The sequence below is a fragment of the Flavisolibacter ginsengisoli DSM 18119 genome (genome assembly GCF_900129295.1).
GTDB lineage: Bacteria > Bacteroidota > Bacteroidia > Chitinophagales > Chitinophagaceae > Flavisolibacter > Flavisolibacter ginsengisoli.
On sequence record NZ_FQUU01000002.1, the window covers coordinates 10,488 to 24,822 of the forward strand.

Below are 14,335 nucleotides of genomic sequence, written 5' to 3' on the forward strand. Positions count from 1 at the left end.
GGGAGGACACCAACATCGCGATGTACATTTCCTTCAAAATATTAAATCTTAAATATTACTTATTAAATAATAATACAGCTCTCCAAATATTAAATCTTAAATACTAAATATTACATAGTAATCGTTTTCTTTGCTCATCCATGTCTTTATTTATTTCAGCGCTGGCGTCAGGAAGTAATGGCAACTGCTATTATGTGGGCAATCAACACGAAGCTGTTCTCGTTGATGCAGGTATCTCCTGCAAGGAAATTGAAATGCGCATGTCCCGCCTGCAGCTAAGCCTGCAAAAGGTTAAAGCATTATTCATATCACATGAGCATACGGACCACATAAAGGGCGTGGCTAACCTGTCGAAAAAATACAGGATCCCTGTTTACATTACCCCCGACACCTTAAGAAACGGCCGCCTGTTCCTGGAGAAGGAACTGATAAAAGACTTCCGTCCTTCGGGTGTTACTTCCATTGGAAACCTGACCATAACTGCCTTCCCCAAATGGCATGATGCAGCAGACCCCTGTAGCTTCATGGTAAGCACCAATGGAGTGAATGTGGGCGTATTCACTGATATTGGTACCACTTGCCCTCAACTGATCCACCATTTCAGGCAATGCCATGCAGCATTCCTGGAGGCTAATTATGATGATCACATGCTGGACACAGGAGGTTATCCTTATTACCTGAAACACCGTATCAGGGGAGAAAAAGGTCATTTATCGAATAAACAGGCGCTGGAATTGTTTACAACCTATCGACCTGCGTACATGAGCCACCTGGTGCTTTCCCATATTTCTAAAAACAACAATTGTCCAAAACTGGTCAATGAACTGTTTAGCACACATGCTGCCGGGGTAAAGATCATTGTGGCCTCCCGTTATGAAGAAACAAAAGTGTATGCCATTCAGCATGAAGTGCTGAGGGAAAAAACAAGTTTACCAAAAGGGATACAATTTCCTCAACTGGAGTTTGCTTTTGCCTGATGCTAATTTGTGTATTTCTTAGCTGGTTGCGGATCTACCACTAAAAATTCGGGAGGTGTTCCTGATTCGCGAATGAGGTCTGCATGCTTTTCTTTCAGCACCCGTTTAAACCTGCCCAGGTACCCGGGCAATGACAATTGATTCATTTGAACCGGTACTGAATCAATCATGTCGTTTCCTAAAAACATCATTAATTGCATAAGATAGGATATGGAAGAACAAATAAAATGTATTTCCGGCTATTATACAATAGGTAAATCCCTGTATGAAATCCGGGTTAGATCTATATCAATAAACAGTTAAGATCTACACCGGGTCTTCACTTCCGAAGGGATTATCCGTTTATTGTCTACCTATGAGGAAAATACCAGGGAATTTACAGCTAAGAAAATGTCGCCCCGATGGGGCTTTGTGATGCTTCCAGGATGCCTTCTTCTACCATAATACCGCCCCTACAGGGCTCTCGAATTATTCCAGGAATGATAGCAATTGTAAAAATTCTTGCTCTTATCTCTCTGCGATCCTCTGCAAAAATCCTGGCGTCCTCTGCGATACTAATTACGCATAGATGCATAGGTATGTTGCCATTGTTCGCTGAATTCGCAAGCCTCAGAGAGGCGATATTTTGGTAGCAGCAACATTGTATTTTTAAGAAACAAAGCCCTGTAAGGGCGACATTTTTTATAATCATGCGAACACAATTCACAGGTTTCTCTTTCATAGTTATGAGGAAAACACCCGGGAATTTACAGCTAAGAAAATGTCGCCCCGATGGGGCTTTGTGATGCTTCCAGGATGCCTTCTTCTACCATAATACCGCCCCTACAGGGCTCTCGAATTATTCCAGGAATAATGGCAATTGTAAAAATTCTTGCTCTTATCTCTCTGCGAACCTCTGCGAAATTCAATGCCTTTTCGAAACTCATTACGCATAGAATAGATATGTTCCCTTTAATATGGAAGTCGTTTTTATTTATTTAAGGAATTGGTTAGAATTGAGCGTGTTTCTATTTTTTATGATTTGTGCCTTCGGCGAGTCACTTTCTTTTGCTGCCCAAAAGAAAGTAACCCCGAGTTCCGCTGCGCTCGTCGGGGCAGGCGAAAAGGGCACCTTGCCGCTATTGCTCTCCCGCCATGGCGGGACAAGGAGGCCAGCGCACAATGGTCTTTACAATATATAGTTTGATACATTTGGATTACAGTCTTTTCTTGAAAGTGTTTACTTAACCTCATATAATTAGACACAGAAAGTTCGATCACGTGCTATGCGAAGAGATTGAAGGTGCTGAATTGCGGAGGGTGGTCTTCAGCCTAATTAACTTTCAGTAATCGAATTTCCGCAATTAGGCACTGGACGAGGCTGAAATTTTGAAGTGTTTTTGTATTTCGTCAGATTAATGCTAGACACAGTTCTTATAATTGTAAAGAGTCTTGCCCTCATCTCTATGCGAACATCTGCGAAATTCTTCGCATATTCTGCGATACTAATTACAGGATGTATAAGTTAGGCTGCCATTGGCCACTTAACATGCAAGCCTCAGAGAGGCGATATTTTGGTAGCAAAAACATTTTATATTGAAGAAAGAAGCCCTGTAGGGGCGACATTTTAGTTAACCATGTGAACACAATTCATAGGGTTGAATTCTATATATAATGAGATTATCCCTGGAAATTTACAGCTTAGCAAATGTCGCCCCTATGGGGCTTTGTGATCCCTTTATAATGCCTTCTCTACCATAATATCACCCCTACAGGGTTCGCCAAATGTTTTTGAATGATGGCAATTATAAAGATTCTTGACTTTTTCTCTTTGCGCACCTCTGCGAAATTCTTCGCGTGCTCTGCGTTACTAATTACGCAGGGTAATCATAGGCAGGCTGCCATTAATAGTAAAGAAAATGTCTAAGATACTTTTATCTACCAAAATACAGTTCCTACAGGGTTAGCTAATTGTTACAGGAATGATAGCAATTGTAAATACTATTGCTCTCATCTCTCTGCGATCCTCTGCAAAAATCCTGGCGTCCTCTGCGATACTGATTACGCATTGAGATGCATGAGTAGGCTGCCATTAGCCACTGAATTTGCAAGCCTCAGAGAGGCGATATTTTGGTAGCAAAAACATTGTATAATTAAAGAAACAAAGCCCTGTAAGGGCGACATTTTATTAAAGAATTATCGCCAACAAGTATTCGAAAAATCTCTCTTGAAACCATTAGGTTGAAAATTATATTCCCGAGTTTTATGGGTAAGAAAATGTCGCACCGCAGGAGCTTTAGGATTTTCTTCGTGTGAAATAAATTACCTATTTCCTGGCTTAATGGAATGGTTCAATTCATTCAGCAGGCCGATGATCTGCCTGGTGGTTAAAATTTTATCAGCAGCGTTTTTCTCTATAGCCTGTTGCGGCATATAGGACACGGAAGCTTCATCAGGATCCTGCACAATCGTAAGGCCTCCTGCCTGTTTGATTTGAAGCAGTCCCTCTGCACCATCGGCATTGGCGCCAGAGAGTAATACACCTGCCAATAAAGGGCCATAGGCCTCTGCTGCTGTTTCGAAACTGGCATCAATAGCAGGGCGGCTGTAATGGATCTTCTCCGAATAATCCAGTGAGAAGGTTTTATCATTCTCTATTAATAAATGGTAATCAGCGGGGGCAATATAAATTACGCCGGGCCTGATGGCTTCTTTTTCTTCAGCTTCTTTGACGGCAAGTTTTGTTTTATCTGAAAGTAATCCTGTAAGCAGTGAATCCCCTCCTCTTCTATGCATAACCAGTACAACTGCATAATCCAGGTCAGTTCTTAGTTGAGGTAACACTTCCAATAAAACCTCAAGGCCTCCTGCCGAGCCACCAATGATCAGCAATTCATATTTATTCATGAAGATTTCTTTCTCCATATCTTTTCCTTATCCTGTTGAATGTAATGGTTAGAAATAGTAGAAAAACGTAGAGTTTCTTTTGATCCCAAAGCCAGGAAACCCAATGCGTCGAGACTTTGATCAAAAAGCGTTAAAACGCGGTCCTGCAAGTCCTTGTCAAAATAGATAAGCACATTGCGGCATAGGATCAATTGAAATTCGTTAAAGGAACGATCAGAAACAAGGTTATGGGTGGCAAAGATCATTTTACCTGATAATTCCTTATTGAAAATAGCATGATCATATTTGGCAGTATAATAATCTGAAAACTCGTGTGTGCCACCTGATAGGATGTAATTTTCGGAATATTGTTTCATATTGACAAGAGGGAAAATGCCTTTTCGTGCTTTTTCCAACACATCGGGATTCAAATCAGTGGCATACAACAGTGATTTGTGCAAGAGGTTGGCTTCCTGCAGCAGGATGGCCATGGAATAAACTTCCTCACCTGTGGAGCAGCCAGCATGCCAGATACGGATCAGGGGATAAGTTGCCAGCACCTTCAACACCTTTTCCCTTACATAACGGTAAAAGGAAGGGTCCCTGAACATCTCTGTTACATTAACGGTGATCTCCTCCACAAATCGTTTGAGGTAGTCTTCATCCGTTTTGACACGGAAACGAAGTTCTGCAAAAGATGGAAACTTATCCAGCAGCAGCAGCCGGTTGATCCTTCTTTTCAAAGAAGCTTTGGAATAATCGGTAAAGTCATACCCATAGAGATCCATAAGATCGGTTAGCAACAGGTCAACTTCTGCATCTTTAATCATCATGTGCAGTTTAATATTTGGCTAAAAGTGCCAGCAATGCATCTACATCAATGGGCTTGGAAATGTAGTCATCAGCCCCGGCCTCCAAAGACTTCTCCCTATCTCCCACCATTGCCTGGGCGGTAACCGCTATGATAGGAATTTTTGAAATCTGCTCTGATGAACGGATGGCAGCAATAGCCTGGTAGCCATCCATATCTGGCATCATGATATCCAGCAATACAACAGAGATATTCTTATTATTCTTTAACCGCGTAATACCTTCGATTGCAGATAGTGCAGATACCACCTGGTATCCTTTTGCTTTAAGCACAGCCGATAAAGCAAATATGTTCCGGCTATCATCATCTATGATCAGGATCGTTTTAGTGTCACTCATACTTACATACTTTTATCATACAACCAAACCCGCAATAAGGATAATAACTGGTCAACATCCACAGGTTTTGATATATAATCAGAGGCGCCAGCCTTTATACATTTTTCCCGGTCGCCTGTCATTGCCTTGGCTGTTACTGCTATTATGGGCAAATTCCTGAACTTGTTATTCTTACGTATTTCCTGTATAGCGGTATATCCATCCATCTCTGGCATCATGATGTCCATCAGCACCACATCCATGTCAGGATTTTCCTTCAACATTTGCAGGGCTTCCTTTCCATCCACTGCCGAAAACACCTTCATTTGCTGCAACTCAAGGGCTTTCGTTAATGAAAATATATTTCTCACATCATCATCTACCACCAATACTTTCTTATTGGAAAGAACTTCATTAAGTGCACCCAACCTCCTGTATTTTCCAGGCATGTTTGCATTCAGGTTATTCTCCTCTACCAGGTGCAGAAATAAGGACACTTCATCAAGGATACGTTGATAAGAATGCGCTGTTTTCACAACAATAGAATCTGCATATTGCCTGATCTTACCTTCTTCGGATTTTGAAAGATTTTTACCGGTAAAAATTATGACAGGCAAATTGTCCATGCCAGCATTCTTCTTTAGCGTTTCAAGTGTTTCATAGGCTCTTTGGTCTGGTATGCCCATGTCGAGTATGACGCAGTCAACTTCCTTTTTTTGCAGGTCTTCTACTCCCTGGTCTATTGATTCAGATATTTGCGCATTGACATTGAAGGTTTCCAGGAAATAGGCCAGCGCTTTGGCATGCCTGGGGTTTTCTTCCACAATGAGCACCTTTTTATTATCCTTCACCACTACCTGTTCTATCTTCCTGAAAACTTCCTGCATTTGTTCAAAGGCAACCGGTTTATTAATGAAGTCAACTGCTCCTTTCATCAGGCTTTCCTTTTTGGCTTCCAGTGAAGACATTATGTGGACTGGTATGTGCCGGGTCAATGCATTAGATTTCAATTCCTCCATTACTTCCCAGCCATCTTTCACCGGTAGCTGAATATCCAGCAATACACCTGCAGGTCTGAATTGTCTTGCCAACTCAATTCCCTCATCACCTCTTACGGCTATCAGACCCTTGTAACCTTTGCTACGGGCAAAATCGAGGAGAGCTTTTGCAAAGGCTGTATCATCTTCAATGATAAGTATGACCTTGTCGTTTGACTGGACCAGGCTTCTGTCATCGGGAACAGGTTCTGGTATATGCTCTGTTTTGTAAACAGGCGTTGTCTTAACAGGTTTGCTGGTGGCCTCTTCGTAATTACCAGCATGTTCAAACGATGGTTGTTCTTGTGCCGGTAGCTCTTTTGCTGTCAATTTATACTTGGGAATGTAAACTGTAAACTCACTGCCTTTGCCAGGTTCACTTGTAAGTTTGATTTCACCGCCGAGGAGCTTTGCCAGTTCCCTGCTTATAGAAAGGCCAAGGCCTGTTCCTCCATATTTCCTCCTGGTGGAACCGTCTGCCTGTTGAAACGCTTCAAAAATGAGGTGTTGCTTTTCCAACGGGATACCAATACCGGTATCCTTCACAGAAAAAGCCAGGAAAGAAGCATTTTCGGGCAGAGAACGTATACTTAGTGTAACACTTCCTTTTGAAGTAAACTTCAGCGCATTGGATAACAGGTTTTTCAACACCTGCTCCAGCCGCATTTTATCAGTTTCAACCTGTGAAGGTGTGTTTTCTTCAACCTCCATTTTTAACTCCACGCCCCTGTCTTTGGCAACAGGTTCGAACAAGACCTGCATATCATGGACCACCTCCCTGATAGAAACAGGCATATATTCAAGTTCCATCTTCCCGGCTTCAATTTTAGAAAGATCAAGGATCTCGTCTATGAGTGATAAAAGGCCCTGGCCAGAGCTTTGAATAACATGCGCATATTCTACCTGGTCGCCTGACAGGTTCTTTTCGCCATTCTCTGATAAAAGTCTTGAAAGCAACAATATAGAATTCAAAGGCGTCCTTAGCTCATGCGACATGTTGGCCAGGAATTCCGATTTATAGCGTGTGCTTAAAGATAATTCCTCGGCTTTCTTTTGAATTTCAAGGTTACGTTCAACGATTACCTGGTTTCTTTCTTCCAATAACCTTGAACGTTCTTCCAACTCCTGGTTAGCCTGCATCAACTCCTCCTGCTGCACTTTCAGTTCTTCCTCTGAAGCCTGCAACTTTTCAGTTTGTGCTTCCAGTTCAGCATTGATGTTTTCCATTTCAGCATGCTGCGCCTGCAACTCCTCCGATTGGGCCTGGGTTTCTTCAAATAGCTCCTGCAGTCTTTCACGACTTTTGGCTGATTGCAATGCTACGGCTATAGCAGGAGCTACCTGCTCTATAAATGATATTGTAGAGGGATTCCACTCCTGTATGGACCCAATTTCGGCTATACCTTCCAGTTGACCATCATGGATAAAAGGAATAAGCAATAAATGGCGGGGCTTTGTTTCGCCCGAAGCTGAAGTTATTTTGATGAACTCCTCCGGCACATCATTTAATAGCATGATCTTGCCTTTTTCTGCTGCCTGTCCAAGAAGAGTTTCTCCAAATTGGAGTTCTTCGCGAATATTTTCTTTACCTGAAATGGCAAAGCCTCCCGCAAAGCGCAGGAAATGGTCTTTGGATATATAAATAAGGCCCACCTCCCCTTTCACATACGTGGTTAAGGCCTCAAGCGCATCTTCTGCAAGGGTGTTTACCTCTTTGTTTCCTCTCAGGCTATCATTGACCAGTTCAACACCTCCCAACACCCAAAGCTTTTCTTCATTTTCCTTATTGAATTGCTGAAGATCATTCTTCATACGAAGAATGGCATTGCCCAGGATATCTTCATCACTCCGGGGCACTACAGGCACCTCGAAGCGTCCGCTTCCAATAGCATCTGCAGCTATTGCCAGTGCTTTATTGTTGGAATCAATGCGCAACATGGATTGTGCAAGATTGCCTATAACATCATCCGACTCTTTCCGTATGCCTAAACCTGTTGCTCCCATGGAAATTTTCTCTGCAGCCGTATTCAGCGAAGTCAAAGAACGGGTGATCAGGGATATAATATAACTGACAAAAACAATGACAATTATGATACTTAATAATAAGTAAACAACGGTAGCTACTCTTTTTGACCTTTCCTTCTCATAAATAGTATTGATACCTGCCTGTACATCTTTTAGCAAGCCTTCCTGGAGGGCTTTCATTTCATCAACTGCAGTGGCAGACACAGACCACCATTTTTCTGCATTAAAACTACTGTCAATCTTATTATACTTAAATAAGGCATCCACCACCTGCATAACCGGTTTTAAAGAACCATTGCTGGCCATTTGCCGGTATGCTGCAATAGAAGCCGGTGTAGATTTCAGGTAGAATTCGGTCTCATAACTTTTATAGATATCGTAAAAATTTTTAGTGTTCTCCATGAATGATTCTACAACGCTATGGGTATATAACTGGTAATAAATATTGGCCCTGACCCTTCCAATGTCGGTTATCATCTCAGATAATAACTTCTGCCCTGCCAGTTCCTTGCTTATAGGCTGTAAAAAAACTATGTTCCCGGTGGAAATGCCATTTAGTGTATTTAACCTGAATATGGCATTATTGTAAAAGTTTATAGCTTCTGCAGGTGTAAGATATCTGTTGTCCAACTTCTCTCTTATTGCATGCAGGCTATCAAGGAAGGTGTATGATTCTGCATGTACATATTGTGTATCCTTTTCGTTATGAAGCTTTGTTATAGCAGCATCAGTTCGCGGACGCTGTACTACCAATTCGCTACGCCATTGTTGTGTAAGCGCATATCCATAACTGTATCTACGCTCTGATTGTAATTCGCTGATAAGGTTGTTGATATTACTTACCTGCTCAACCCTTGAAAGGTAATTTTCCAGGATAGCGATCTTGTCGGACTTTTCATGATAGATCTGTAAAGCAAAATAAATCAGTAATGCTAAAGGCAACAAGCCTACCAGCATTAATTTGGCATATAAAGGCAGCCTTTTAAAGAATGAATTCATAAAGAATTAAGAATGTTGGGCTATAAGATTTTGATCAATGTTTGAGGTGCTATCCGCGGGTTGCCTGGTGGGCAAAATAATATAAAAACTAGCGCCTTCTCCCTGGCGGCTCCTGGCATCAATGAGTCCATTATGTTTGTCAACGATCTTTTTGGCGATGGCGAGTCCAATACCTGTTCCTTCATACTCTACCTGCGCATTCAATCTTTGAAAGATGGTAAATATTTTATCCCTGTACTGTTCATCAAATCCAATTCCATTGTCAGCTATGGTGATCCTGCAGAACGCACCTGCTGAAGCAGCCTTGCTATCCAGTGTGGGGTCTTTTACCAATTCAGCAGTGATATTTATTACTGGTGGCACATCAGGTCGGGAAAACTTCAGGGCATTACTTAATATATTTTGAAAAAGCTGGTGCATCAATCCGGGAACAACTTCCAGCCTTGGAATGGGTTCAACATTAATGGTGGCCCCTTTTTCCTTTATGGTGAGTTCCAGGTCGTTTAAAATTTCATCAATGATGCGGTTCAGGTCACATATTTCAAAAATATCGGCTGCCGAGAGACGGGTGAAGTTCAGGAGGTCACCAATAAGATTACTCATCCGTTCAGATGACCTTAATATTTTATTGAGGTAGTTGCCAATAGTTTCATCAAATTGGGCCCTGTCTTTTATCAAATTACCAAAAAATAGGATCTTCCTGAGGGGTTCTTTCAGGTCGTGTGAAGCAACGGAAGCAAATTGCTGCAGGTCATGGTTAATGATCTCCAGTTCCCTGTTCATTTCCAAAAGTTCTCTTGTTCTTTCGGCGACCTTATGTTCCAGGACCTCGTTCAATGATTTTTGATGCTGAATGTCAGTCAGCGTGCCCACCCACTTCACCAACTGATCTCCTACTCTTACGGGTGTTACCCTTAGCAGGTGGTAACAATATGCCCCCGTATGGAGGTCTTTCAGGCGTATCTCTGTTTCAATGGGCTTTCCTTCCTGTATCCATTCTTTCCATCGTTGCCCAAGGTTTCCATCCTCCGGATGTACTTCCGGAAATGTATTCATTGTGGAAGCAAATTGAAACCAGTTATTATTTACAAACTCCACTTTTCCCTGTGCATTTGCCGTAAAGGCCACCTGTGGAAGTGATTCAAGGGTAGTATGCAGTTCATTCACTGTAGCTGTCAATGCTTTCTCCGCCTTTTTCAGCGCATCTGTTTTTTCATATAACCTGTGAAGGTTGCGCACCTTTAATATAAGGATGTCGGGATCTACAGGTTTGGTAATATAATCTACAGCGCCTGATTCAAATCCTTTGGTAACAAATCGCTTATGCGTATTCACCGCCGAAAGAAATATGATAGGGATATCCTTTGTTTTATTCAGGCTGGTGATGGATTCAGCAACCTCAAACCCATCCATTCCGGGCATTTGTACGTCAAGAAGGATGAGCGCATAATTATTCTTTAATACTTTTTTCAGAGCTTCTTCACCTGATTGTGCAGTATCTGTTTTGAAGGAATTAACCTCCAGTATCTGTTTAAGTGAATAGAGATTCTCGGGCTTATCATCAACTATCAGAATCATTGATCAGGGTGTTTGTGACTTGTATATAACTGTGGCTGGTCAATTGACCCGAAAGCCGAATTTAGAGCATTTTACCAAACTATACCTGCCTGCTGTAAGAAAACAATAATTTCTAAGATGTGATGGATCAGCAGCCTGCTATTTCCTGTATGCATAAATTATGGAAATACTACAAGTAATTGCTTAGCCGAATCAAAAACCAGGCAAACTGCACTCAGCGCTTTAACAGTTAAAATTTGTTGTAATAAGCCATGGGCAAAGGTTTAAACCCTTGCACCTGATCAAAAACATTTAAAAATTTGACTTTCATCATATAATACCAACTGAAACAAATGTCCCTTTATCAAAGAGTTCTTTATCTCAATTACAAAAATTCTATTGTATGGCAATCAAAATTACCGAAGACTGCATCAACTGCGGTGCATGCGAACCTGAATGTCCGAATAATGCAATTTATGAAGGTGGTATGGGCTGGTCAATTGGAGACCGCACCACTGTAAAAGGAAATTATGTGTTATCCGATGGCACCATTGTAGGAGCGGCACAGCGTTTTGAGCCTTTAAGTGTTGACACCTATTATGTAGCACCTGAAAAATGCACTGAATGCCAGGGATTTCATGAATCACCTCAATGTTCAAGTGTATGCCCTGTAGATTGTTGTGTTCCCGATGAAGCACACGTTGAAACAATTGAAACATTACTGGCCAGGAAAGAGGCATTACATTCCTAAACAGGAAAAACAATGGAAACCATAGAACAAATAAAAGGGAAACAACCGGAGATAAAAGAAGTGGACAAAATCGTTGTCCGCTTCTCCGGCGATTCCGGTGATGGCATGCAACTAACAGGCATGCAGTTTTCTGATACTGCGGCCTTATTTGGCAATGACCTGAGCACTTTCCCGGATTACCCTTCTGAGATCAGGGCCCCGATAGGAACAGTGGCAGGCGTGTCGGGGTTCCAGATCCATTTTGGAAGCACAGAGATCTACACGCCAGGCGACAGCTTTGATGTAATAGTAGCCATGAATGCAGCAGCCCTGAAGGTTGACCTTCCCAGGCTGAAGCAGGGAGGTATTATCATAGCCAACACACAAGGCTTTGACAGGAAGAACCTGGGCCTTGCCAAATACCCGGAAGAAATAAACCCTTTGGAAGATGGTTCCCTTCAGAATTATACTGTTCATAAAGTAGATATAACCAAACATACACGGGAGTGTTTGTCAGGTACAGGCCTGGGGATGAAAGAAATAGAAAGGTCGAAGAATATGTTTGTATTGGGCCTGCTGTTCTGGATGTTTGATAAGCCCCTGGACCATACATTGAAATTCATCAATGAAAAATTTGCTAACAAACCAGATATAGCCGAAGCCAATACAAAGGCTTTGAATGCGGGTTGGAACTTTGGTGAAAACACAGAAGTATTTACTACCCAGTTTAAAGTGGCCCCGGCTAAATTACCACCCGGTGTTTACAGGAATATTACAGGGAATACAGCAACAGCTATTGGCTTGCTGGCAGCGGCACAAAAGGCGTCCCTTCCTTTATTTATCGGATCCTATCCCATTACACCAGCCACTGATATCCTGCAGGAGCTTTCGAAATACAAAACAAATGGTGTAAAGACCTTCCAGGCTGAGGATGAAATTGCTGGTATATGCTCCGCTATCGGTGCTTCCTATACCGGTAACCTCGCGGTAACAACCACCTCAGGTCCAGGTATGGCGTTGAAGACCGAGGCACTGGGATTGGCAACCATGCTGGAACTGCCCCTGGTGGTAGTAAATGTACAGCGTGGTGGTCCTTCTACCGGTCTGCCTACCAAAACCGAACAGGCCGACCTGTTAATGGCCATGTATGGCCGGCACGGTGAAGCACCATTGCCCATACTGGCTGCCAATTCACCATCCGATTGCTTTGCCACTGTGTTTGAAGCTTGTAAAATAGCTATAGAGCATATGACACCAGTGATCTTTTTGAGTGACGGATATATAGCTAACGGTTCAGAGCCCTGGCGATTTCCGACAGAAGAGCAACTGGAAAAGATAACAACCAAATTCCTTACACAAAAAGACCTTGACGCCTCTGGATTATTACCTTATAAAAGAAATGAATTCCTTGTACGTCCATGGATTAAGCCTGGTACTGAAGGAATGGAACATCGTATTGGCGGCCTGGAAAAGCAGGACGAAACAGGTAATGTTTCCTATGATCCAATGAATCATGAAAAGATGGTAAACCTGCGCGCAGCCAAAGTAAAAGCTATTGAAGACTTTATTCCTTTAGCCAGACCTGATTCAGGGAATAACTCGGGCAAATTGCTGGTGTTGGGATGGGGTTCTACCTATGGCTCCATAAAATCTGCAGTAACCGAATTATTGACGGAGGGATACGATGTTTCGCATATACAATTGCGTCATATCAATCCTTTCCCTAAAAACCTGGGCGAGCTGCTGCACAGTTATGACCATGTGTTGATACCGGAAATGAATAGCGGGCAATTGCTTCAATTGATCAGGGCAAAATACCTGGCACCCGCTGCCGGATATTCCAAAGTGCAGGGTATGCCATTTACAACTACAGAGCTGAAAGATAAAATGCTCGAACTGCTTAAAGCCTAATATTATGGAAACGATCACCAAAAACACAGGTAAGTTAACCGCAAAAGATTTTGCATCAGAAATGGATGTGAAATGGTGCCCCGGTTGTGGAGACTACTCCATATTAAAGCAGGTGCAAACTGTATTTCCGGACCTGGGCATTCCCAAAGAGAACTTTGTATTTATATCAGGCATTGGTTGTTCTTCAAGGTTTACCTATTATATGGATACGTTTGGCATGCATAGCATTCACGGACGTGCAGCCGCTATTGCATCAGGCGTAAAAGCTTCTAATCCTGATCTGAGTGTATGGATCATTTCAGGTGACGGAGATTCATTATCCATAGGCGGTAATCATTTCATTCACCTGATGAGGAAGAATTTCGATGTCAACTACCTGTTGTTTAACAACCAGATTTATAGCCTGACCAAAGGTCAGTACTCCCCTACTTCAGAAAAAGGAAAGATTACCAAAACGTCTCCATTTGGCTCTATTGAGGAGCCATTTAATCCATCTGAATTAGCACTGGGAGCCAAAGCTTCTTTTGTAGCCCGTACGCAGGACAGGGATCCTAAGCACATGCAGGAAATATTAAGAAGAGCACACCAGCATAAGGGAACTTCTTTTGTAGAGGTTTACCAGAATTGCCCGGTTTTTAATGACGGTGCTTTCTTTGCCTTTTCTGATAAGGAAACCAAAAAAGAGGAAGCTATTTATCTTGAACATGGCAAGCCCCTGATCTTTGGGCAGAACAACGAAAAAGGCATTCACCTGGATGGTTTAACTCCGGTTATTGTAGACATGACCCAGGAATGCAACAATGACCTATGGGTGCATGATGAAAAAGACAAAACAAAGGCTAACCTGATCTCCAGGTTCTTCGATACAAGGTCCAATGGTGATCATTTTCCGAGACCTTTCGGGGTGATCTTCGCAGAAGAGCGTCCTACTTACGATGATATACTGGAGCAGCAAATGGAAACCTTATACATACGCAAGGGAAAAGTTCCTTTAAACAAGATATTATCGGGCAATAAAACCTGGACCATAGGCTAATACAGAAAGT

General features: G+C 42.3%; 10 protein-coding genes. 4 read left to right on the top strand and 6 right to left on the bottom strand.

All coding sequences use genetic code 11. The features are described 5' to 3' along the window. Positions 1–140: 140 nt before the first annotated feature. Positions 141–977 carry an MBL fold metallo-hydrolase gene (locus tag BUA53_RS02180; protein ID WP_072833625.1) on the top strand — a complete coding sequence of 279 codons (837 nt, stop codon included), beginning with the start codon at positions 141–143 and terminating at the stop codon, positions 975–977. Positions 978–979: 2 nt separating this feature from the next. Here the strand turns inward: BUA53_RS02180 and BUA53_RS02185 are convergent, their stop codons facing one another. The 6 genes from BUA53_RS02185 to BUA53_RS02220 form a co-directional block, all read right to left on the bottom strand. After that, positions 980–1,147 (bottom strand): hypothetical protein, encoded by a 168-nt coding sequence (locus BUA53_RS02185; protein ID WP_217652916.1) that lies wholly within the window; start codon positions 1,145–1,147, stop codon positions 980–982. Between the two features lie 2,131 nt (positions 1,148–3,278). Then, a complete protein-coding gene (locus BUA53_RS02200) occupies positions 3,279–3,881 on the bottom strand; it encodes a chemotaxis protein CheB (RefSeq protein ID WP_072833629.1) in 603 nt (200 codons plus the stop codon). Beyond that, positions 3,860–4,675: a CheR family methyltransferase gene (locus tag BUA53_RS02205; RefSeq protein ID WP_245792994.1), complete on the bottom strand. Its 816-nt coding sequence runs from the start codon at positions 4,673–4,675 to the stop codon at positions 3,860–3,862. The genes BUA53_RS02200 and BUA53_RS02205 overlap by 22 nt, the downstream gene beginning before the upstream one ends. Positions 4,676–4,682: 7 nt before the next feature. Further along, complete coding sequence (locus BUA53_RS02210) at positions 4,683–5,051, bottom strand: response regulator (protein WP_072833631.1); 369 nt, start codon at positions 5,049–5,051, stop codon at positions 4,683–4,685. Between the two features lie 2 nt (positions 5,052–5,053). Continuing rightward, entirely contained in the window at positions 5,054–9,091 is a 4,038-nt protein-coding gene (locus BUA53_RS02215; RefSeq protein ID WP_072833632.1) for a response regulator, read from the bottom strand. A 6-nt stretch (positions 9,092–9,097) separates the two neighbouring features. After that, on the bottom strand, positions 9,098–10,669 hold the full coding sequence (locus tag BUA53_RS02220; protein ID WP_072833633.1) for a response regulator: 1,572 nt from the start codon (positions 10,667–10,669) through the stop codon (positions 9,098–9,100). Positions 10,670–11,051: 382 nt separating this feature from the next. Between BUA53_RS02220 and BUA53_RS02225 the strand changes: the two genes are divergently transcribed. From BUA53_RS02225 to BUA53_RS02235, 3 genes are read left to right on the top strand one after another with little or no spacing between them, the layout of a single operon-like run. Next, positions 11,052–11,399 carry a 4Fe-4S dicluster domain-containing protein gene (locus BUA53_RS02225; protein ID WP_072833634.1) on the top strand — a complete coding sequence of 116 codons (348 nt, stop codon included), beginning with the start codon at positions 11,052–11,054 and terminating at the stop codon, positions 11,397–11,399. Between the two features lie 12 nt (positions 11,400–11,411). Further along, entirely contained in the window at positions 11,412–13,289 is a 1,878-nt protein-coding gene (locus tag BUA53_RS02230; protein ID WP_072833635.1) for a 2-oxoacid:acceptor oxidoreductase subunit alpha, read from the top strand. Positions 13,290–13,293: 4 nt separating this feature from the next. Then, positions 13,294–14,325 (top strand): 2-oxoacid:ferredoxin oxidoreductase subunit beta, encoded by a 1,032-nt coding sequence (locus BUA53_RS02235; RefSeq protein WP_072833636.1) that lies wholly within the window; start codon positions 13,294–13,296, stop codon positions 14,323–14,325. The last annotated feature ends 10 nt before the right edge of the window (positions 14,326–14,335 follow it).